This window comes from Janthinobacterium sp. SUN026 (assembly GCF_030397625.1).
GTDB classification, from domain to species: Bacteria; Pseudomonadota; Gammaproteobacteria; order Burkholderiales; family Burkholderiaceae_D; genus Janthinobacterium; species Janthinobacterium kumbetense.
Genome location: NZ_JAPQNU010000003.1, coordinates 207,657 through 228,989 on the forward strand (window position 1 = coordinate 207,657; position 21,333 = coordinate 228,989).

Here is a 21,333-nt window from a genome sequence, read left to right on the forward strand (position 1 = left end):
GAAAAGGCAAAACCCTCAATGCAAATACGACTCATTACGAAAATAATTTATCTCACTGATAACCCTTGAGCACGTCGTCGATCACCCGCTTCAGAGACGTCACGCTGGCCGCCGTGATGTACCAGGCGTCCGCATCGACGAAGACCACGCGGCCGTTCTTCCAGGCATTCGTCTGGCGCAACAGCGGATTGGCCATCTGTTCGGCCGTCATGACGGGACGGTGTTCCATCACGGCCGTGCGGTCCACCACATAGATGATGTCGGGATTGGCTTGCTGGATGAATTCGCTGGAAATGGGCTGGCCATGCAAGCCCGCCTCGATGGCCGAGCTGGCAGGCTTCACGCCCAGCGCATCGAAAACAAAACCGTAGCGCGACCGCACGCCAAAGGAACTGAAGGCGCCGTTGTTATGCAGCACGATGAGCGCCTTCTCGGGACGCTCCTGCGTCACCTTGCGCGCATCCGCCACCTTCGCGTCGAGCTCCGCGGCTTTCCGGTTGGCAATGTCTTCCTTGCCAAAGATGCGTCCCAGTGTCAGCAAGTGTTGCTTGACCACCTCGATGTGCTTGCTCTCACTGTTCTGGTAATCCACGTCGAAATGCAAGGTGGGCGCGATCTGGCTCAGTTCCTTGTAATGGTTGGCCTGGATCGACGTCATCAGTATCAAATCGGGCTGGAGCGCGTGGATATGCTCGAGATTCGGCTGCACGATGGCGCCCAGGTCGCGGATGCCCTGGTCTTCCTTGTAGCGGGTGAGGAAATGCGGCACGTAATCCTTCACCATGCCGGCCACGGGCACGCCCAGCTGGTCGAGGAAATCGACTTCGTTCATGTCGAGCACGGCTACCCTCTGGGGACGCTGCTTGAGCACCGTCGTGCCCAGCTTGTGCTCGATGGTGATGGGCGCAAACGCCTGCGGTGGCGCGGAGGCGGCAGGCGATGGCGGCGTCGTGGCTGCCTTGTCGGTGCAGCCTTGTAGGGCGGCCATGGCGGCGAGCAGCACGGCCAGCGCGCGGCGGGATTTGTTCCAGATCATCTCAAGCTCCTGTGGGGGTAAAGTAATTGCAGACGCAGCCGCGCTCGTTGCGCACGATGTGAAAATCGATGTCGTACAGCGCGCGCAAGCGCTCTTCCGTCACGACCTCGTGCGAGGGGCCGGAAAAGCGCACGGCGCCGCCCTGCATGGCGACGATGTGGTCCGAATAGTTGGCGGCGAAATTGATGTCGTGGATCACCAGGATCACCGTGCGGCCCTGCTCGTCGCACAGGCGCCGCAGCGCGCGCATGATTTGCACGGCATGCTTCATGTCGAGGTTGTTGAGCGGCTCGTCGAGCAGCAGAATATCGGTCTGCTGGGCGATTGTCATGGCCAGGAAGGCCATCTGCCGCTGGCCGCCGCTCAACTCATCGACGTACGCCAGGCGCAGATGCTCCAACGACAGGAAGGCGATGGCGTCATCGATGGCTTGCCGGTCCTGTTCGGTCAACGCGCCACGGCTGTAGGGAAAGCGGCCGAAGGCGACCAGCTCTTCCACCGTCAGGCGCAAGTGAAAATCGGGCGACTGGCGCAGGGTGGCCACGAGTCGTGCATAGTCCCGGATCTGGATGGCTGCAATGCTGCGCCCGTCTATCGTAATCTCGCCGCCATGCGCTTCCTGCAGGCGCGCGATGAGCATCAGCAAGGTCGTCTTGCCGGCGCCGTTCGGGCCGATCAAGGATGTCACTTTCCCCCTGGGAAACTGCGCGCTGACCTTGGCCAGCACGCGCTTTTCGCCGTAGTTTTTTTCAATCTGTTTGACGTGGATCATGCTGTACCTCGGGTGCGGACCATGAGCGCGAGGAAGTACGCGCCACACACCAGGTTGACGAGGATGCCAACCGTGGTCCGGTAATTGAAAACGTGTTCGACCAGCAACTGGGCGGCCAGGAAGATGGCGATGGCGATGGCGCAGCCCAGCGGCAAGGTGACGCGATGGCGCGCCGTGCGGGCCAGGGCGTAAGTCGTGTTCGCTACAAAGATGCCCATGAAGGCCGTCGGTCCCAGCAAGCTCGTCGACACCGCCACCAGCACGGCGATCAGCGCCAGCTGCAGCCGCACCATGCGCCGGTAATCGATACCGAGCGAGATGGCCTGTTCGCGTCCCAGCGCCAGCACGTCGAGCGCCGGCAAGGTTTTCAACACGGCCACGCAAGCGGCGCTCGCCAGCACGGCCGAGTACAGCAACTGCACGGGCTGCGCCTTGTTGAACGAGGCCTGGCTGAATCCTTGCAAGATGGCAAATTCACCGGGACTGATGCGCAACTGGATGAACTGGGTAAATGTGCCGATCACCATCGTCAGCACGAATCCCAGCAGCAACAGGAAATACACGTTGTTCTTTCCATCACGAAACAGCCAATAGTGGATGGCCCAGGAATACGCAAGCATCAGCGCGATCGACACGACAAAATTGCCGTTCTGCCCCAGCAGCACGACGCTGTGCATGCCCATCGCGAGGATCAGCAGCGATTGCAGCAGCAAATACACGGCTTCGTAACCCATGACGGCCGGCGTCAGGATGCGGTTGCCGGCGATGGTCTGGAACACAATCGACGACACGGCCACGCAAACGCCGCCGATGACGATGGCGGCCAGGCGCGACATGCGCTTGGGAATGACGTAATCGAAATCCAGATTTGCGCCGATGAAGAGGAAAGCGAGCGCCAGGGCCAACGCGGCCAGCCAGAGCATGCGCTGGTTCAAACGGCGCCTCATCGCCGCCCCCGGATGATCAACATGAGGAACAGCACGCCCCCCACGCCCCCTGCCGTCAGGCCGATGGGCACTTCGAATGGATAGATCAACAAGCGCCCGGCGATGTCGCAGGCCAGCAGCAGCGACGCGCCGCCCAGCGCGACGATGGGCAGGGTGCGGTCCAGCTTGTCGCCGTAGCGCAAGGCCACCAGGTTGGGAATGGCCAGCCCGACAAACGGGATCGCCCCCACCGTGATCACCGTGGCCGCCACCGTGACGGCCACCAGCATCAGGCCCAGCGCCACCGTGCCCCCGTAGTTCAAGCCCAGGCTGGTAGCCATGCCCTCGCCCATGCCCAATACCGTGAAACGCTGCGCATACAGATACGTGAGGGCAACGATGGGCAGGATCAGATAAATGATTTCATAGTTACCCTGCACGATCTTCGAGAAATCGCCCAGCAGCCAGCCCTGCATGCTTTGCAGGATGTTGTTGCGGTAAGCATAAAACTCGGCCACGGCGCTCAGCACGCCGCCATACACGAGGCCGATGACGGGGACGAGTATCGTATTCTTGAAGCGGATGCGGCGGATCAGGGCCACATACACGAGGCTGGCGGCAAAACAGAAGGCCAGCGCGAACGCCATCTTGCCGGCCGTGCCCGCCGCGGGCGCCACGGTGAGCGCCACGAGAATGCCCAGCTTGGCCGCGTCGAGACCGCCCGACGTGGCCGGCTCGACGAATTTGTTGCGCACGATGTGCTGCAGGATGACGCCGCACACGGACAGGCCCACGCCCGTCAGCACGAGCGCCGCCAGGCGGGGCAGCCGACTGGCCGTCAGGGTCAGCCAAGCGTCGGCGGACAGCGCGTCGGACGAGGACAACAACTGCGCCCACTCCATCTGCCGCGCACCGACCAGCAAGGACGTGCAGCACAGCAGGAAGAAGACGAAAAACAGACGCGCGCGTGTCAAATGCGGGACTCCGTTCCAGCCTGGCGGGCGGGCGCGGCGATGCGCCAGCCCTTGGCCGCCTGGCGCTGGGCCAGGAAGTGCGCGTACAGGCCGCCTTGCGCGCGCAAGGTGGCTGGCGCGCCTTGCTCGCGGATCACGCCACCGTCCAGCACGACGATCTGGTCGGCCATGGCCACCGTCGACAACTGGTGGGCGATGACGATCACCGTGCGCTTGCCGCGCAGCCGCGCCAGCGCTTCGGCGATGGCCGCCTGGTTTTCCGCGTCGAGCGCGGCTGTCGCCTCATCGACCAGCAAAATCGGCGCATCCTTGACCAGGGCGCGGGCAATCGCGATGCGCTGGCGTTCGCCGCCGGACAGGCGCGCGCCGCCCTCGCCGACCAGGGTATCGAGTCCCTGCGGCAGGCGGGCGATGATCTCGGCCACGCCCGCCTGGCGCGCCGCTTCCCGCACCTCGGCATCTGTGGCGCCGGGCTTGCCGATGCGAATGTTGTCGCCGATGCTGCCCTGGAACAGATAACTGTCCTGGAATATCTGGCTGATCTGGCCAGCCAATTGCTCGCTGGACATATCGCGCACATCGACGCCGCCCACCAGCACCGCGCCTGCGCTGGCGTCAAAGAAGCGCGCAATCAGGCGCACCAGGGTCGTCTTGCCGGAGCCGGACGCGCCGATCAGCGCCGTCATGCTGCCCGGCGCAATGCGCAGGTTGATATCCGTCAAGACGTCGGCCTGATCCTGTGCATAGCGGAAAGCCACGCCGCGCAATTCGACGGCGCCATCGCGCGGCGCCTGCGGCTTGTCTGCTTCCGGCAGCGGCTGCACGGCGAAAATATCGCGCGCCGCGTCGAGCGGACCGCGCGCGCCGCGCAACACTTCGCCATAGCTGGCCACTTCCTGCAGCGGGTCGACAAAGCGCACCACCAGCAGCAAGGCAACGATGACGGCGATGGCGTCGCCCGCGCCGGCAGCACCGCCCGCCAGGCTGTCAAGCCACAGCGCGGCGGCGGCCAGCAAGGCGGCGAAAATGGCTTGCACGGTCCAGGCGTTGAGCACGGACGACAGCGCAGACAGGTAAATGAGCCGCGTGCCCGCCTGGCGCTGCGCATCGATCGCTTGCTGCAGGAAACGCGTGCCGCCGTCAGCTGCACCACTGCCGTTGCCATTGAATGCGCGCAAGACGGATTGCGCTTGCGCAAACTCAACGAGGCGCTGGCTGGTCTGGGCAAAATGGTGGTGATAGGCATCGTCGGCACGCTGGCCCAGGTACGCGGTGAGCCGCAAGGCGCCGGCCAGCAGCGGCAGCGCCAGCAGCGCGACGAGACCCAGCTGCCAGTGCAGCGCGAACAGCGCGATGACCATCACGACGGGCGTGACGGCGCCGCAGATGACGGGCGTCAACACGTGGGCGGGCAGCTGGGCCACATTCATCATGCCTTGCGTGATGACGTGGCCCAGTTTTGCCGTGTTGTCCGGCGTGAACCAGCCCACGGGCAGGCGCGCGACGTGGTCGCCCAGGCGCTGGCGCGCCCCTTGCAGCACCGTCACGCCCACGCGCACGCCGGCTTTTTCCACCTGGCGCCGCCAGGCCCAGCAGGCGACCAGCCCGGCCAGCAGCACCAGCAGCCACAGGGCCGCGCCGCCCACGTCGCCGCCCAACAGGCGGCCCAGGGCCAGCACCAGCGCCGTGATGGTCAGCCCGCTGAGCACGCCATACGCGAGCGCCATGGCACAGTAGCGGCGGAACACGGGCGCGTCATCGCCCAGCAGTTGAATGAATGTTTTCAGCATGGGAGCACCGCGTCTTCCTGGAAATCCGGATAGCCGCCCAGCGCCCACAGTTGCGCATAGCGGCCCTTGTCGGCGAGCAAGCCGGCATGGCTGCCCTGTTCGACGATGGCGCCGTTCTCGACGACGACGATGTTGTCGGCATGCATTACCGTGTCGAGCCGGTGCGCAATGATGAGCAGGGTGCGGTCCCGGGCAAAGCGCGACAGCGCGTCCTGGATCGCCACCTCGTTTTCCGCATCGGCCGCGGCCGTCGCTTCATCGAGCACCAGCACGGACGGATCGAGCAGCACGGCGCGGGCGATGCTTACGCGCTGCAACTCGCCGCCGGACAATTGCGCATCTTCGCCGATGACGGAATCGTAGCCGCGCGGCAAGGCCAGGAGGCGTTCATGGATGTTCGCCAGGCGCGCCGCCTGTTCGATCTCTTGCATGCTGGCCGATGGCCGGCCCAGCGCGATGTTCTCGCGCACGCTGGCGTGGATCAGGCGCACTTCCTGCAGCACGAAACCGATGCGCCGGTACAGCTCGGGCGTGGCGATGTGCCGCAGGTCGACGCCGCCCAGGGTGATGCGCCCCTCGGTCGGGTCGAAAAAGCGCAGCAGCAGCCGCGCCAGGGTCGACTTGCCGGAACCGGAAGCGCCGACGATGGCCGTCACCGTGCCGGGCTGCAAGGTGAGCGTGATATCCGACAGCACCTTGTTGTGTCCATCGTAGGCATAGCCGACGCCTTCCAGGCGGATCTCCGTGCCGTCGGGCAACTGCTGCTGCTCCGGCGCGGGCTGCACCAGTACGGGCGTATCGAGCAAGGCTTGCACGCGCTGGGCCGCCCCCGTGGCGTTGTTGAGGTCATGCGTCAGGTAATGCAGCAGCAGCATGGGCGCGGAAATGCCGGGCGCCACGAGGGCGAACGGCAGGATATCGACGGGCGCCATCCAGCCCAGGGCCACGAAAGCCGTACCGGCAAGCACCACCACGCCCAGCACGGCGACGGGCGCGATCAGCGCGTTGGCGTTGGCCATGGAACCGACCAGCGGACGGGTAAACGCGGCAAACGCCTCGGCAAACGCATCGACGGCCGTGCGGTAGTTGCCGTGCGCGCGTCCCGTGGCGCCGAACGCCTTGACCACGGGAATGCCGTTGACGAATTCCACCACGGCATTGTTGATGCGCCCCATGCCGGCGACGAATTGCTCCATGTTGCCGCCGCTGGCTTTCATGGCGCGGCCGAAGAACAGGAAGAAGCCGGGAAACGGCAGGATGGCGATGAGGGCCAGGCGCCAATCCATGGCGAATAGATACACGACGGAGATGGCGATGGCGCCCACGGCGCGCCCCGTTGTCGTATAGAAGTGCGCCGTGAGGCTGTGCAGGGTATTGATGTCGTCCTGCATCGCCTGCTTGACCTCGCCCGAGGCCCGGCTGGTGAACCAGCCCAGCGGCACCTGTCCCAGGCGCTGCATGGCTTGCAGGCGCAATCGATGCGTGAGGCGGTTGTCGGCCAGGTGCGCGGCCAGTTCTCCCAGCGACATCAGGGCCATGCCGAGGAACAGGCAGGCGACGCTGGCGACGATGATCTGCCACACAGCGCCCGGCGCCAGCGCGGGGGCCATGGCGATTTGCGCGATCTGCGCGATGCCCGCCAAGGGCACCAGGGTGAGCATGGACCCCGTGCCGGCCAGCACGGCGGCGGCGATCAGGCGTCCGCGGATGGGGTGCAGTATCCGACTGATCGGGCCGGGCTCGCGGCGTTGGCTACGCATGGGAAAAACGGGAAAAAACGTGCATAAGGTCAATGAATAAGGGTGGCTCTCACCCTATATCCCGAACGAGAATGCAAAACCCTCAATCGGGCCCGGAAAATTGTCAGGCAGCGGCCTGCGGTATGGCTTGCACCGTCACCCAGTAGCGCGTGCGCGCGAGGATTTGTACGGGCAAGGCCAGCGCCAGGTTGTGCAGCGCGCGGTCCGTGTCTCGCAGGGAAAACACGCCGTTGACGCTCAGGCTGGCGACGGCCGGGTCGCAGCGCAGCAAGCCGGGGCGATAGCGGGCCAGTTCCGCCAGCAGCTCGTCCAGGCGCATGCTGTCGGCCACCAGCACACCCTTCGTCCAGGCCGCCGCGCTGGCCGGCATGGGTGCTGCCGATTGCACGATGTCGGCCGAGAAGATGGCGCTGTAGCCCGTGGCGATGCCCACGGCGTGGCCGGGCGCATGCGCGAGGCGTATTTCGACGGCGCCCTCGAAGACGGCCACGCGCGACGTGTGTTCGTCTTGTCGCAAGGTAAAACGCGTGCCCAGCGCCTGCACCGTGCCGTGGCGGCCCTGCACGCGGAACGGCCGCTGTGCCGGGTCCGGGTCGTGCGCCGTGGTGACGAGGATTTCGCCGCTGCGCAGGATCAGCAAGCGCTCGCTGGCGTCGAAGCGCACGTCGATGGCGGAAGCGGAAGCGAGCATCACGCGCGTACCATCAGGCAAGGTAATCTCGCGGATCTCGCCCGTGGCCGTGCCGTGGCCGGCCGTGGCCACTTGCCAGGCATCCGTGCCGCGCAGCATGTACGCCATGCCGCCCACGGGCAGCAGCACGGCCAGCAGCTTCAGGGCACGACGGCGGTTCAGGTAGGCGGCCGGCGCCGGTTCGCGCAGCGCGTGCCGGGCCGCATCGCGCGGCACGCTGTGCAGCTTGCCCTCGAACGCTTGCAAACGCTGCCAGGCGATGGCGTGATGCGGATGGGCCGCGCACCAGCGGGCACAGGCAGCCCGGTCTTCGTCGCTGGCGTCATCAGACCACAGGCGCGCCATCCACTGGGCAGCCTGCTGCACGACGGCGGGCGCAATCACCACCTCCATGGCTCAGGCGTCCGACGCGTGCATGGCCTGGTAGCAGGCCAGCAAACCGGCGGCGATGTATTTTTCGACGGACGAGACGGACACCTGCAATTCGGCGGCGATGTCGCGATAGCTGAGGCCATCGAGTTTGCACAGCAGCAATGCCTTGCGCGCCTTGGCGGGCAACTGGTGCAGCACCGCATCGATTTCCGTCAGCGCCTCGATCACCAGCGCGCGCTCTTCCTCGGACGGTGCCAGCGCCTCGGGCACCAGGGCCAGCACTTCCAGGTAGGCAGCCTCGATCTGGCGGCGGCGGTACAGGTCGATGACCATGCCGTTGGCGATCTGCGTCAGGTGACGGCGCGACTCCCCGGCCGGCGGCATGCGCCCCGTCTTCATCAGGTGCAGGTACACATCGTGCGCCAGGTCGGCCGCATCGAAGGCATTGCCGAGTTTACGGCGCAGCAAGCCACGCAGCCAGTGATGGTGGTCGGTGTACAGACTGCTGACTTGCTGCTGAAGCGCTAACTCGGCGGTGCTCACGATACCCTTCCTGTCGCCAACGGCCGGCAAGAACAGGCGCATCGGATTATAAATGAGAATTATTCTCATTGTACGCGGAGTGACGAGGAAAACGCAATACGGCAACGAGCAGCAAATGCCCTCAGCCCTGCTGCCGGACGGGCCTGAACAGCCTGAAAGCGGCCCACAGCGAAGGCCGGTAGACGTGCAGTGCGGCAGCGAGCAGCACGCCCCACGCCAGCGGAGCAAGCACCCCCAGGCGCTGGGCAAAAACCGCGTGGCCCGCTGCCAGCAGCGACAGCAGGACGGTGCTCAGGTACAGCGAACGGCGCGGCAGCGGACGCCAGACGCGCATGCCCAGCTCTGTCTTGACGACGAAATACACGAGGAAGCCCAGCAGTTGAGACACGGCGGCGCCCGTGGCGCCATGGCGCGGCACCAGCACGGCGCCCGCCAGCAAGGTGCCCAGCAAGCCGGCCGCAAAGGCGGCGATGGAAAATGCCGGACGGCGGGCCAGATTGATGCCGACGCCGGTCACTTCCGCCAGGGCATACAACAGCGGCTGGCCGACGGTGGCCACCGCCAGGTACGCGACGCCATGATAGTTGGAAGGCAAGACCCAGCCGATCAGCCAGGCCAGGGCGCCCGCCAGGCAAAAGCCCACCACCACGATGGCCTGCGCATGGCGGCAAATGGCCGCAATATTCGACAGGCCGCCGCCGGCCGCCGCCCATTTGTGTACTTGCGGTACCCAGACAATCGTAAAAATCGATTGCACCAGCCAGGCGCCGGCGGCCACGCGCGTGGCCAGCGCATAAATGCCGAGCTCGTCAAAGCCGGCAAAGAAACGCAGCAAGCCCATGCCAGCCGACAACATGAACATATAAAAAATCCCGCTCACCAGCAGTGGCGCCGCCTCGGAAAGCAGGCGCCGCAGCAGCACCCGGTCCACGGCGGTGTTCCAGGCTTGCGCCAGCGATACGCGCGCATGCCACAACAGCCATAGCGTGACCAGCCAGGTAGTGGCCACGACCAAGCTTGCCAGGTGCACGAAATTGCGCTGCGGATCCCACCACAGGACAGGCAGCAGCAACAGCAGCGACATTTTCGGCAATACCTGCGCCAGGCTGAATACCCAGGCGCGCTCCTGCATGCGGAACAGCTGCGCGATCAGGCGATTGGCCAGGGCGCTCAGCATACCGGCAGCGAACAGGACAGCCAGTGCCGGTTGCGCCACATCAAATAACAGTTGCGCTACGGGCGCGGCAAACACGAGTATCACGGCCAGCGCCACTGGCGCGAGCAACACGGCCGGCAGCAGGCACGCTTTCAGCAAGCCGCTACGCGCGGTGCTGTAATGGTATTCATGCAGGAAAGCCTTATCCAGCCCCAGCGACAGCAACAAACCGGCCACCGTGCATGCGGTCATGAAGAAATCCAGCTTGCCGATGTCGGCAGGTGGAAACAGCCAGGCCACGGCAGGAACGGTGGCCAGGCTGCACAGCAGCGACAAGATGGGGCCGGCTGAAAAACCCGCGAGACGGTTCAGGCGCATCGTTCAGCCGGGCCGGGCATCTCAGCCATGCCTGTCGTTGGAGAAGCGATAGGGTACCGTGTCCGAATCGGCCGGTACGCGCCAGTGGTCCGGCGCATCATAGCGATACGCATGGTCCACCGCATTGACGAGGATGGCAGGAGTGCTGCAGTAATTTTGCACGCCATGCCAGACGCGCGGCGGCACGACGAGCAGGCCGGGACGCCTGGTGCCCAGCTTGAATTCGTTGAGCATGCCAAAGGTGGGCGAATCCTCGCGCGCGTCGTACAGCACCACGCGCATCTGGCCCGCCGCCACGAACAGGCGGTCCGTCGTGATGGCATGCGCATGCCAGGCGCTCAGTCCGCCCGGCTCCAGGGTCGAGGCGAATATCTGGCCAATCTGCGCTGTTGCATCAGGCACCCATTCGGTGCGAAAAATTTCAGTCAGGCTACCGTACGCCGTCAAGACAGGCTTGATTTCCTGAAAGATCACGCCATCGATCAAAGAAGGCGTTGTCGGCTTCCATTCCTTAGTAATACTGACACCATCCTGCTTCGCGCCAACCAACAACCAGTTATCTTTCTCAACCACCAGATTTACCCCTAGAATTTTTATTAAAATGCTCTTATGTATTGCAACCGTATTATCTATCGCTGCGACATGTCCTTCAATCCCCGGCGGCGGCGTAATTCACGTAAAAACGATCCCTTACGCCAATGCTTGAGCCAATAACTCGGTTGTGGCGGCCATAATTGCAGCCATAAAAAGATACGCCGTGCCACCGCCTTCAAGGTGTCCACGGCACAATGGGAGGGCGAGATGTGCCTTTCATGGATCCGCGCGCCATAAAGTGCTGCAACCACGTGCAGAATATTCGCCTGATTCTGCATCTGCTCCCACCAATAATCATGCTCGCTGTGTTGGCGGTCCAGATAAGAATTGCTGCGTCCGCCGGACTGGATCAGGATGGCGCCCAAGCGCGGATTCGCAACCAGTTGCCGTCTCGCACGATAGGCGCGATGCAGCCAGGCTTGCGATGGCCAGCAGCGCAATTCCCACGACGGCTGCCATGGCCCGGTCTGCAGCGCCAGTTCGCGTCGCATGACCCACAGGCTGGCTGGGACATCCATCCACGGCCGGTACGGCTGCAGCTCGCCAGCCAGGGCACCGACGATATGATTCCAGGTTGACTGGATCACCAGCCCTTGATCAAAGACCAGGTCGGCCCCAGTACGCTCGAGGACCTCAATACTGCTTTGCAAATGATCGGGCAACCACAGGTCGTCGTGGTTCAGGAATGCCAGATAGGTGCCGCGTGCCAGGCTGAGGCCGAGATTGTTGGGCCCCGTCTGTTCGCCGTAATTGGTTTCCAGATTCACAAAGCGGATGCGTGCGTCGCCGAACGCGGCGACCACCTCGGCGGTATCGTCGGTGCAGCAATCGCCGACAATAATCAGTTCCCAATCCTGCACGGTGCTGGCGAGTGCCGACTGAATAGCGTACCCGAGGATATTGCTCCGGTTATACGTGGCCATGACAATGGAAACGAGCGGTTGTTTCTCCGGCTGCATGGCAGGCCTTTTCAAATAGACAAACAAAAAATGCCGCTCAAATACATTGAGCGGCATTTCGCAATGGACGAATGCAGTATGTTGCTGGCGCTCGCCAGCAAGCATCTGTCCTTAGACGTTAAACCAGAAATTGCCATGAAGATCGTTGTTTTTATTAAACAATTCCTCACAAAGTCAACTTTATACTCATCAGTGTACCCACTTTCATCGTCCCTACCAGAACAAGTCAAAATGTCATCGCGAAGTGCGGTTGGGGAGATCGACAGCTTGTGGCCGGATTCGCAGACCTTCACCGGGATACGGAGTTGGCCGCATACGGCCAAGGCTTACCAGCCCGGCTCCTACCGGCTCACCCCTTACGGGGCTTCGGGCACCTGCTCCCCGTGAACGCCAGCCGAAACCCAGCGCCCTCTCGGGACGCTGCGGCTGCCTCAAAAAGGGTCAGCAAACGTTCAGAATATCGGCTGCCAAACCACACTAAACGATCCATTACATACTGGAGGTACATTCAGTACGTAATGCTCATTGATAGTGGCTCGACAACTCGAACCTTGCACATGTCCTAGGCTAACGTTGTCTAGCAGCTTGACGGGCAATTTCGGCCGGCTGGTGAAGCTTACGCGTATTTGCCTTAAGTGCCGTCGCTATATACGGAAGTGCTGAATTTCGGGGAACGACAACATTGTTAGAAAAGATGAAAACTTCATTACCCTTATAGGCACGGGCAGCATTGTACTGAAGTTCGTACAAGAATTTTCGACTGCGACCATAGTACCCTAGGATTTGATCGACAGCATCATAAGAAACGATCCACTTTCGTCCTTCTTGGGCCTGTATGATTTCAGCAATACGTTCGTGGTCACCTGGCGCATAATGGTTCAAATACAGTCTACTGGCCTTTTCAAAATAGGGTGGATCACAGTAGACCAACGTGTTTTCCGGCAAGGTAGGAATGTACTCCGTAATGAACCGTTCGGCGTCCCAATTTCGCAACGTAATCGAGTCACGAAATGTTCCTATGAGTTCAATGCGCCTAATCAGATCATTTCGTGGAAATCGCGCATCCATTTTCCACTTCCCTGTTTGATCCAGTCCACCAATCACGCCCCCGGAAAGCACTCCGGACCTGTTCGTTCGGTTCAAATAGAATGTAGCGAAGCCAACATCCAGCTCCGGATGAGCAGTAGGATTACGCATAACGTCACGTTGAAATTTCCACTCCTCTACGGTAACAAGCGCACGTGATATCCGTTGGCAAAACTCATCTGTATGGTTAAGAATCGAATTCCAGAATGCATAGATAGGAACCGAAGAGTCGTTAAGATGAACATGGGCGATGTGTCCATCCACAAGCAACTCCATTGCTACACCTGCTCCTCCCGCGTATGGCTCAACATAGTGCCCCCCATCAAGTCCATTAGCTGCGATAATTTCGCGTACGAACGGGGTCAATCGTTGTTTTCCGCCCGGATAGCGAAGCGGAGTGCGGTTCTGTGCCATAAAAAATCCTTGCTATTTATTCATCTCTTGAAGCAACGGAAATACGTTTCCGAACAGCGAACAAATATCACTTTCCGTAATTGTAAACGATGGGTTATGCACCAATTGGTTCATCGACGTGACTGACAGAATTCCGTCAGGCTTAGCAAGCTGCGTCAAGGCTCCGTGCAACACCTTAAGCATGGCTTGATCGCTACTGTTTTGAGTCAAATGGGTTGTAATATCACGTAGTAGACTGAGTAGTGATTTGTCTACGCCTCCTTTTTTAGCAGTAGGTCCCCCGTTTGCAGCATGATCCTCACAATAGGCTTTGCCAGCGATCTCGAACATACTTCGCAGCACAAAGCAAAACGCAATTGGATTATCCTTCAGCTTGAGTTTGCCAGCTTCGATCCGCAAAGTAGCGAGCTTTGCACGATTCTGCCCGCTAATTTTCAATGCCTTCAATGCTCGCCGTACGGATTTTTCATCGTTTATGGGCGTCGTGCTGACCTTCCCGTTTCCTGGAGTCGGCACCGTGGGCGTAGCTGCGCCAGGTGAAGGTGGCAGACCCGAGACATCCGGTTGTGCCGTGCCTCCACCTGCTGCCTGTCCACCCTGTGTTCCTGGTGCTGGAGCAGGGGCTGGCGTTGGCCCACCTGAAACGGGGCCACCTTGAGGTGAGACGCTTGGGTCAGGCTCCCCCGGAAGTGGTGTGGGTGTTGGCGCAGGCATTCCGTAGTCAAGCGTGAAATCTGTGATTGCTCGTATCTTTTTGAAGCCTAAGGTCTTCAGCCCAATAGCCAAAATAATGTCATCAAGGACAATCTTGTACTGAATTGATGGATAAATCTTAGCAAGATCCGGACTATTTAATGCGCCAAAACGACCCGCGACTTTCTTAATTGCCTCGTCTAAAACCGACAAGCTGTAATCACCACTCCATCGTTCGACTTGCTGCTGAGTATGATTCGTCGCATGCTTAAAGTATTTTTCCAAAAGATCAAGTGCAGGTTCACTCCCGCTATTCATATCTCGGTTGTGGCGAGCGCGCGCAACTGTATTCCACTGATCTCGTCCAGCCTTCTCACCTTTGCCATGGGTCAGAGTTACGATTCTATCCACAGTATCCGCCTCTGTGAACGGATAAATTGCGCAGGGAACTTCCAGATTTTCCGCCTTCCACTGAGCAGAAAGCGATGCAATTCGACTAAGAATCGTGGTGGGAAAGCTCAAGGACGAGACACTGATAAGTCCATGAATAATTTTTAGTGCCGCAATACGCCGGTTTCCTTCCTTGACCAGTCGGGTCGTCTCGTTTACTTGCAGAACAATGATGTTCTCAGTAGGAAGGTAGCCATCTTGTATCAAGCTGTCCATGAGTCCCCAGAAGTAGTCTGGACTAACAGCAATCATTGCTTGTACAGCTTCGCTTTCGTTTTCCTGCTCAACAGTGCGAAAATTCTTCAAGTCAAGCACAAGATCGCTAATGGATACTGCTTGCGTAAGGGGCATATTGGTCACTCCAGGTAGGGATAGCGAAGTTTGCGCCATCGCAGACAAACTTGCGACAGATCAATTGTTCAAGATTTATTAATGGTAGCAAATAAATCAATTTCTCCCTAGCAATTCCCGCCCGCTGCCGGCCATCGTAATACTCGGTAGATCACTCTGAGTAACCGCCACACGGCATATGATATTCAACGTCCCATTGACGGATGTACCGAGGAATTTTTACGCATAAACACTCAGATCTCTAGAGCCGCTCGGGTTTGACACTCAAGGGCAACTCGACGTCAGTGCCAACATCAAACAATATAATCATGCGCGCAACCCAAGTCGGCGCAACTCAAATTTCAAGGCGACCTGCTGGCCCGACATCAAAACATGCTCACCCTCGCGCCAATCGCCGCAAGACACATCGTCAGCAGTTACACCAGCGGCGTGTAGCTCATGAGCCAAGTCAAGCAAATCGAAACGCTCGAAGCAACGCCCATCTTTCATCTTGGCAATGAAACCAGCGTCAGTCAGGTGAACATATGTTTTCATTGATTTTCCTTGGGTCCTTGGGCCGGATCAACGATTTCCAATAGTCTGAGTCGCTTTGATGTCAACACGAACAGTTAGCTTTTCGCAATACATCGTCGTTGACGAACCCGGCAAAGGTCCTCAAAGTTCCTTAACGGACGAAGCCGAGAATATTCACGCATAAACACTCAGATTCCTAGGGGCACTAGGGATTGAGCCGATTTTCCATCCTCGTTTCGTTGAGCCATTCGTCACTCAACCGTTCCATGATAATCCCACATTCGCCACGACATACTGCGGCGAAACGCCCGTTCTTCATTGTGCGCCGAAGGACGTTTTTTTCCAGCTCCGAAGTTATAGCGAATTACAAAACCAACTTAGATACCTGCAAGAGCAACAAAATTTCGGTGCGGCTATCACTTTCACTTGCTGTCCGCATGAATTTAGGGAGGAAAGATAGGCCCGAAGTGCTGGTACTATTCTTGTTCTGCATCAACCCGCCGAGGACAATCAGCTCCCCGTCGCTCGCCGTTACTGTCGTAGACAAAGAACGCTTTGTCAGCGTTGGCGAATTATTGACCCCTGTCTCAGTGCGAGCGAAGTCGCTAATCTGCTGGTCCACCACCACTTCCACGGAAGACTCACGCACTGTCGGGGACAGCGAAAGAATCACGCCAGAGGAACGGTAATCCACAGACTGGATGGGTTGAGCACCGCCTTGCGGCACAGTGACCGCGCCCAGCGTAGGCACGTCAGCGCCAACAACCAAACGGGCCTGCTGACCAGATTTGACCCGCACTCGTGGACTGCTAACGGCCTTAAAACGGGAGTCAGCAGCCAGCGCCGAGAACGCGGCCTCAAAATTTGCGCTGCGAAACGTCAAGGCGTTGGCCAACTGTTCTATTGAACCGAGCGAGACACCAAACTTGCCACCCAATACATTTGCCGCCAACGAAAAGGCCGTGGCATCAGACTGCCCGGTCGTGACCTCGTACACTACAGCCTTGATAATCACTTCACCAGCCGCTATATCAAGCTTCGGCAGTAACTTCTCCAGTACGGCAATTTCCTTCGAAGTACCATTGAAAATGAGTGTGTCACTCTCCTGATCGATCAACGACGCCGCCGAATGCGACGGAATAGAGCTGGCACTCGTCGAGCCAATATTGATCCTATCGCCGACCAGAGCACGCACCGAACGATTGAGGGCAAAACCGCCAGGTTGAAACAGTGGTGAAAGCATCTCGACAAGGTACGCGGTAGACCTGTACTTGGTACGATAGATAAACGGTTCCAGTTGCGGCTCAGCATCCTTATGCTCAACGACACGCTTCATTGCCACGTAGTCAACGCCACCACGTACCGTCACCTCCATGCCCATCGCATCAAGAAAATCGAGCCAGAAACGCTTTATATCGCCCTTCGCACCATCGAAGCGCAGCGACACCGCACGCTCATCCTTCAACACGGCCGAATCAATCACGTACGGCTGTAACATAATCTCACCATACACCACCGCAACCACCTGCGACACGCTCAAACCACTGAAATCCACCTTAACTGGCTTGACGATATCACGCACCGGCTGGGTACCAAGCGGAATCATCTGATCGGGGGGCGGCGCCATCCTAGCGGGAGAAACAGCACTGACAGAAAACGGCAATATCAGTGCGCACACACACAGTAAGCTCCTCACCTCGACACCTCCGGCAAAACGCGTACAGTAGGCGAAGACTGCGTAGCTACGCCGTTCTTGATAGCAACAGCACCAGTCCAGCGAGCCACACGTTCACCATCAATATCTCCAATGACTGACAAACCCATACCATGAAACGCCGAAGGCGATTCGACGCGCACCCGGCCAGCTGGATCAGCAACCAGCACCCAGTACTCTCCTTCGGACGAAAACTCACCAACATAACGCCACTTGTCCGAGAAGACCGCCTCAGGTGATGTATGCGCAACCGACTGTACCTGACCAATCGTGGACTGCTCCATCATGCCAGGGGCCTGCTGCTGCGTAACTGGTGCCTTAGCGCTGGACGAATCGCGATGAAAGAAGTTCCATGCAGACCAACCGCCAACCGTCATGCATAAGACGGTGCCAATCGCATAAAACCACAATGTCTTATTGCCGAGTATATTCTGCCGCTTGTCGATAGCGGCTTCCATACCTTTGCCACCGGTATAGCTCTGATATAGCGGAAAAATCTCGGTTTTATAACGTTTCTGGCGATCGTCAATACGCGTCTTCGCGTTGAGCTTCCAGCCCTCGTATATTTCAACGCGGTAACGGGACGTGAAGCCCAGCGATTTGTGCTTTTGCATACGGAAAGCAAACTCGATAACATTCTTCACCGAGCGGTGCAAACCAGTGATGTCCTGCGTCATAAGCACAACATCACATGCAATAGCCGTGTCTGGATGCACGTAATGTCGATGCATGCGGAAAAATTGCATATGTTCATGAGACAGCTTACCTCCGTCCGTCCCCCAAAACCGCCAAGCTTCGTCCACCGCCACCAAATCTCCGCCACGCACCACGGTCTCAAGTTCGGGTCTATCCTCGTCGGGGAAAAAATATGGCTCCATGATGCGCTCATTCGACACATGCACGATACTACCCAACTTAGCGGGATTTGCTTCGCGCGAGTTGACCAAGTACTCATGTACACGATCCTCGTTAATACCCGCCACGTTAGTGATGACACGACGACCAGTCATCACGGCATCGAGCATTGGACCGGAAACAAACTCGTAAGATTTCCCTGAACCTTGCAGGCCCACGTACGCATTAATCGACATGGATTATCCAATCACAGGAATACGACGGATGATGAACCGTGTCGCGTAGGCCGAAATGACGGTAGATAACCCGGTCGATATCGAAAATAAATCGAGAAAGTACCACACCGACTCAGGGATACCGGACAACGCTGAGGACAAGGCAGATACCTGAGTAGCTCCTGGATAAAGGTTGCTACTGACAAGCACATTTACCAGCTCCTTGACAACAAAGAAGAGCGCAAAGAACACAACGAACTTGATGACGAGGGACCTGAACACAAATCCCAAAGCAGTACGGAGAGCCGACAGGAAAATCCCAAACAAGACGGGCATAAGAACCTCACGCAGAAAGGAGAATAAACAGGCCAACCAGCATCCAGACGGCCATCATGAGCGCCGCCAGAGCAGTACGGTTCTGCTCCGCTAAAGTGCAATGACTATCCATCACGATGGTCTTGCCGAACACATCAAACACTGGCTTCGGACACGCCCCGATATGCTGAGGTGTTTGATAGGAACGAAGCTCCGGGAACAAACTTGTAAGAGGCTGAAGAATCTGCGCGCCTGTCGGGGGATTCTCTAATGCTGGATCGGCTACACCGGGATCTGTGCCGAAATCCACCTTTACAGTATTCACAACGTTTACATTCGGGGTATTGATAACATTAACATTGCCGTTCGGTACGGTTGTTCCTGGAGTGGTGCCTGGAGAGGTCCCTGGCGTTGAGGGAACATAAACTACCGTTGTCGAAATCGGCACACCATCAGGGTAGGTTGTGGGATTACTAGCAGGACGCAATAGGTCATCAAGTTTAGGGGCGTCGGCCGGATGAGCTTGAGTCCAAGTAGTAGCGTCGTACGCTGTTACAGGATACGCGGCACTGTAAGGATGTCCTTGGTAATCTGGCTGCGCTGCAGCCCTGCGCCATGCAGCATCCGTAAGCTTCGCCAATGTCTGCGAACTGACGGGTTGCGACAAAGCCTCCGGCGTCAATACTGATACAACATCTGAAAGATTGGACGCAACAAACGGCTTCTCTGCTTCGTCAACAACAATACCGGTAATCTCGACTGCGGGACCGCCACCTTGGCTACTAGGATAAGTGCTATCTACAGGATTGTCTGGCGTAGCCCAGAAAGAAATGCGCCTTGATCCGACCAAACGGCCAACACCTACACCGTTGAATTCCCAACGAGGTTCAACGTCCCAGCTTGACATACGTGACAACGTGCACGTACCAATGGTTTTGACATCTTCATAACACTTACCCCTCAACATCTCCGAACTATTATCGAACACCTCATCACTCATCATATCTGCTAGATAAAATCGCTTAAAACTTGCAAAATCATAAGCCACAGTCCATAACTTACCCCATTGACCGCCATCGAAAGGGCGCGGCCTCCAACGATAGGGGAATTTGACATTCGATGGCAGAAGGGGGAAATACATACAAATGGTTTCCGACGTAAAGCAAGATGCGTCTCGGTAAACCTGAGAACCCAACTTCATTGATCCAATGTCGGCCAAGCCCGTAGAGTATGGTTGAGGGGTGATTGCTATTGATGGCTGTGTAACGCGCAATTGATTAATGGCCCCATTCGTGATCACCTCGATCTTCGTATTACCTGCGACCAAAGCGGCACCAACCGCCAGCACGCCCAGACTCGCGGCAATGGTCAACCACACTGGCGCACCGGCCACGGCCAGGCCGACTCCCAATACGGTAGAAGCAACGTTAGCCGTTGTCATTGTTCGACTAACACCCATCATCGTGGCTTTATATACTGGATCATTTACGGCTGTCGCTAACCACGCAGCATCATTCGCGGCAACACCTCTCGCTGCTGCAATTCTGTTAGCAATGATGCCCCCCACAGCCCTGTTGACCACATAGTTCTCCACAGGGGCCAAAACAGCTTGAGCATAGGCATGTTGTTGCATTAGCAGCATACAGAACACACAAACCAACGCTACGTAAGCACGCACCTTACGCTTAAACGAATCACCCACGATCGCATCCCTCATTTGTTGTCGATGCCTTTAATGACCGCCCAGCCGCAGGCGATGCCCCAAGCGAAAATAATCAGATACCAAAGGTCATTGATCGTCATGCCAACCGCCATAAAAAAGGGGAAGCGCTAAGGCTCCCCCAACTAGAAAAAATAGTGCCGGGTTAGCGGCCGCGAATCATGCCCAGCACAGTCTTTGCACCGCGCATGGCGACGAACAGACCAGCCAGGGTCGCAGCAATCGCGAGGATCGCAGTAATTACACTGCTCATGTCCACTGCGCCGGTCAGCGCGGTGTAATCAGTCGGTGCAGCAACCGCTGCAACTGCGCTTGTCATGCCTGCTACAACCAGGGATGCCACAACAACGGAACGTTTAATTTTCTTGTTCATACCCATAACTCCATCAAAAAATCCGGGGAAGTGCCCGGCCACATAAATCAATCACCCCCTGCGAATCATGCTGAGGATTGAACCGATAGCTGTAGAGACGAAATACAAGCCGACCACCATCGAGAACGCGGCAGACCACAAGCCAGCTGCCTGCGCATAGTCGAAGGGACCAATAGACGCCTCGATAATTCCTTGCTGGCTTGGATCGATCAGATAGGCTTGTGCTGTTCCAGGGGCGTAAAACTGCCCGCTAACGGAAGGACACAAAACTTGATCAGCCTGCGCAGATGTGGCGACTGGAGCGCAGACACGGACCAACTGCACCGATCCGAAAGCCATTTAGAGCGCCTCAGCTAAATCGAGGGTGTGCTCAACCGGTACGACCTTCACAATCTCACCGGTTTGCTTATCCTTTGTTTCATAAGGTTTACGTTGAAAGCCGCCCAGCACGCATTCGCAGGAAATTTCTTCTCCCTTTTCCCCCAGCCGTGCCTTGCTGCGAATCTCTACCAACTGTGGCCGAGAATAAGCATCGGCTGCTGGCGTCATCACTTGGGTGTAACGCTTGCCTTCGTAAGCCTTGGACCCTTCAATACGACCAACTACAAACACATGCATCGGTTTAAAGCTATGCTGGCCCTTCTTATCATCCAACTTCGTAACCGTATTCAATTCCGCCATCT

21 protein-coding genes are annotated in these 21,333 nt (G+C 58.4%); all 21 read right to left on the reverse strand.

Going from position 1 to position 21,333, the window contains the following annotated elements; translation table 11 throughout:
• Positions 1–52: 52 nt before the first annotated feature.
• Complete coding sequence (locus tag OX459_RS15655; protein ID WP_289905737.1) at positions 53–1,036, reverse strand: siderophore ABC transporter substrate-binding protein; 984 nt, start codon at positions 1,034–1,036, stop codon at positions 53–55.
• 1 nt (position 1,037) lies between these two features.
• Positions 1,038–1,808 (reverse strand): ATP-binding cassette domain-containing protein, encoded by a 771-nt coding sequence (locus tag OX459_RS15660; RefSeq protein ID WP_289905738.1) that lies wholly within the window; start codon positions 1,806–1,808, stop codon positions 1,038–1,040.
• Positions 1,805–2,755, reverse strand: coding sequence for an iron chelate uptake ABC transporter family permease subunit (locus tag OX459_RS15665; protein WP_289905739.1), 951 nt, complete (start codon positions 2,753–2,755; stop codon positions 1,805–1,807). Before OX459_RS15665 ends, OX459_RS15660 begins: the two co-directional genes overlap by 4 nt.
• Positions 2,752–3,708, reverse strand: a complete 957-nt coding sequence (locus OX459_RS15670; RefSeq protein ID WP_289905740.1) for an iron chelate uptake ABC transporter family permease subunit — start codon at positions 3,706–3,708, stop codon at positions 2,752–2,754. The genes OX459_RS15665 and OX459_RS15670 overlap by 4 nt, the downstream gene beginning before the upstream one ends.
• Positions 3,705–5,498, reverse strand: a complete 1,794-nt coding sequence (locus tag OX459_RS15675; protein ID WP_289905741.1) for an ABC transporter ATP-binding protein — start codon at positions 5,496–5,498, stop codon at positions 3,705–3,707. The genes OX459_RS15670 and OX459_RS15675 overlap by 4 nt, the downstream gene beginning before the upstream one ends.
• A complete protein-coding gene (locus tag OX459_RS15680) occupies positions 5,492–7,258 on the reverse strand; it encodes an ABC transporter ATP-binding protein (protein ID WP_289905742.1) in 1,767 nt (588 codons plus the stop codon). The genes OX459_RS15675 and OX459_RS15680 overlap by 7 nt, the downstream gene beginning before the upstream one ends.
• Before the next feature lie 103 nt (positions 7,259–7,361).
• Positions 7,362–8,342 carry a FecR domain-containing protein gene (locus tag OX459_RS15685; RefSeq protein WP_289905743.1) on the reverse strand — a complete coding sequence of 327 codons (981 nt, stop codon included), beginning with the start codon at positions 8,340–8,342 and terminating at the stop codon, positions 7,362–7,364.
• A gap of 3 nt (positions 8,343–8,345) precedes the next feature.
• Positions 8,346–8,864, reverse strand: a complete 519-nt coding sequence (locus tag OX459_RS15690; RefSeq protein WP_289905744.1) for a sigma-70 family RNA polymerase sigma factor — start codon at positions 8,862–8,864, stop codon at positions 8,346–8,348.
• Positions 8,865–8,985: 121 nt separating this feature from the next.
• The gene (locus OX459_RS15695) at positions 8,986–10,398 is read right to left on the reverse strand and encodes an oligosaccharide flippase family protein (RefSeq protein WP_289905745.1); all 1,413 of its coding nucleotides are present in this window, start codon (positions 10,396–10,398) and stop codon (positions 8,986–8,988) included.
• A gap of 21 nt (positions 10,399–10,419) precedes the next feature.
• Positions 10,420–10,971 carry a dTDP-4-dehydrorhamnose 3,5-epimerase family protein gene (locus OX459_RS15700; protein WP_305056630.1) on the reverse strand — a complete coding sequence of 184 codons (552 nt, stop codon included), beginning with the start codon at positions 10,969–10,971 and terminating at the stop codon, positions 10,420–10,422.
• 56 nt (positions 10,972–11,027) lie between these two features.
• Positions 11,028–12,056, reverse strand: a complete 1,029-nt coding sequence (locus OX459_RS15705) for a glycosyltransferase family 2 protein (protein ID WP_289905747.1) — start codon at positions 12,054–12,056, stop codon at positions 11,028–11,030.
• 462 nt (positions 12,057–12,518) lie between these two features.
• Complete coding sequence (locus tag OX459_RS15710) at positions 12,519–13,451, reverse strand: DNA adenine methylase (RefSeq protein WP_289905748.1); 933 nt, start codon at positions 13,449–13,451, stop codon at positions 12,519–12,521.
• Positions 13,452–13,463: 12 nt separating this feature from the next.
• Entirely contained in the window at positions 13,464–14,945 is a 1,482-nt protein-coding gene (locus tag OX459_RS15715; RefSeq protein WP_289905749.1) for a hypothetical protein, read from the reverse strand.
• A gap of 306 nt (positions 14,946–15,251) precedes the next feature.
• A complete protein-coding gene (locus tag OX459_RS15720) occupies positions 15,252–15,479 on the reverse strand; it encodes a hypothetical protein (protein ID WP_289905750.1) in 228 nt (75 codons plus the stop codon).
• 343 nt (positions 15,480–15,822) lie between these two features.
• Positions 15,823–17,136 carry a type II secretory pathway protein gene (locus OX459_RS15725; protein WP_289905751.1) on the reverse strand — a complete coding sequence of 438 codons (1,314 nt, stop codon included), beginning with the start codon at positions 17,134–17,136 and terminating at the stop codon, positions 15,823–15,825.
• A gap of 14 nt (positions 17,137–17,150) precedes the next feature.
• Entirely contained in the window at positions 17,151–18,263 is a 1,113-nt protein-coding gene (locus OX459_RS15730; protein ID WP_289905752.1) for a zonular occludens toxin domain-containing protein, read from the reverse strand.
• Positions 18,264–18,266: 3 nt separating this feature from the next.
• The gene (locus OX459_RS15735) at positions 18,267–18,578 is read right to left on the reverse strand and encodes a DUF2523 family protein (RefSeq protein ID WP_289905753.1); all 312 of its coding nucleotides are present in this window, start codon (positions 18,576–18,578) and stop codon (positions 18,267–18,269) included.
• Between the two features lie 7 nt (positions 18,579–18,585).
• Positions 18,586–20,259 carry a hypothetical protein gene (locus OX459_RS15740; protein WP_289905754.1) on the reverse strand — a complete coding sequence of 558 codons (1,674 nt, stop codon included), beginning with the start codon at positions 20,257–20,259 and terminating at the stop codon, positions 18,586–18,588.
• 163 nt (positions 20,260–20,422) lie between these two features.
• Entirely contained in the window at positions 20,423–20,650 is a 228-nt protein-coding gene (locus tag OX459_RS15745) for a hypothetical protein (protein WP_289905755.1), read from the reverse strand.
• A gap of 51 nt (positions 20,651–20,701) precedes the next feature.
• Positions 20,702–20,989 carry a hypothetical protein gene (locus tag OX459_RS15750; RefSeq protein WP_289905756.1) on the reverse strand — a complete coding sequence of 96 codons (288 nt, stop codon included), beginning with the start codon at positions 20,987–20,989 and terminating at the stop codon, positions 20,702–20,704.
• Entirely contained in the window at positions 20,990–21,331 is a 342-nt protein-coding gene (locus tag OX459_RS15755; protein ID WP_289905757.1) for a single-stranded DNA-binding protein, read from the reverse strand.
• Positions 21,332–21,333 lie beyond the last annotated feature (2 nt).

Bases quoted from the DNA above. Each gene is read 5' to 3' on its own strand.
- OX459_RS15655 (WP_289905737.1), bottom strand. From the start codon at position 1,036: ATGATCTGGAACAAATCCCGCCGCGCGCTGGCCGTGCTGCTCGCCGCC.
- OX459_RS15660 (WP_289905738.1), bottom strand. From the start codon at position 1,808: ATGATCCACGTCAAACAGATTGAAAAAAACTACGGCGAAAAGCGCGTG.
- OX459_RS15665 (WP_289905739.1), bottom strand. From the start codon at position 2,755: ATGAGGCGCCGTTTGAACCAGCGCATGCTCTGGCTGGCCGCGTTGGCC.
- OX459_RS15675 (WP_289905741.1), bottom strand. From the start codon at position 5,498: ATGCTGAAAACATTCATTCAACTGCTGGGCGATGACGCGCCCGTGTTC.
- OX459_RS15680 (WP_289905742.1), bottom strand. From the start codon at position 7,258: ATGCGTAGCCAACGCCGCGAGCCCGGCCCGATCAGTCGGATACTGCAC.
- OX459_RS15685 (WP_289905743.1), bottom strand. From the start codon at position 8,342: ATGGAGGTGGTGATTGCGCCCGCCGTCGTGCAGCAGGCTGCCCAGTGG.
- OX459_RS15695 (WP_289905745.1), bottom strand. From the start codon at position 10,398: ATGCGCCTGAACCGTCTCGCGGGTTTTTCAGCCGGCCCCATCTTGTCG.
- OX459_RS15705 (WP_289905747.1), bottom strand. From the start codon at position 12,056: ATGCTTGCTGGCGAGCGCCAGCAACATACTGCATTCGTCCATTGCGAA.
- OX459_RS15710 (WP_289905748.1), bottom strand. From the start codon at position 13,451: ATGGCACAGAACCGCACTCCGCTTCGCTATCCGGGCGGAAAACAACGA.
- OX459_RS15715 (WP_289905749.1), bottom strand. From the start codon at position 14,945: ATGCCCCTTACGCAAGCAGTATCCATTAGCGATCTTGTGCTTGACTTG.
- OX459_RS15720 (WP_289905750.1), bottom strand. From the start codon at position 15,479: ATGAAAACATATGTTCACCTGACTGACGCTGGTTTCATTGCCAAGATG.
- OX459_RS15730 (WP_289905752.1), bottom strand. From the start codon at position 18,263: ATGTCGATTAATGCGTACGTGGGCCTGCAAGGTTCAGGGAAATCTTAC.
- OX459_RS15735 (WP_289905753.1), bottom strand. From the start codon at position 18,578: ATGCCCGTCTTGTTTGGGATTTTCCTGTCGGCTCTCCGTACTGCTTTG.
- OX459_RS15745 (WP_289905755.1), bottom strand. From the start codon at position 20,650: ATGAACAAGAAAATTAAACGTTCCGTTGTTGTGGCATCCCTGGTTGTA.
- OX459_RS15750 (WP_289905756.1), bottom strand. From the start codon at position 20,989: ATGGCTTTCGGATCGGTGCAGTTGGTCCGTGTCTGCGCTCCAGTCGCC.
- OX459_RS15755 (WP_289905757.1), bottom strand. From the start codon at position 21,331: ATGGCGGAATTGAATACGGTTACGAAGTTGGATGATAAGAAGGGCCAG.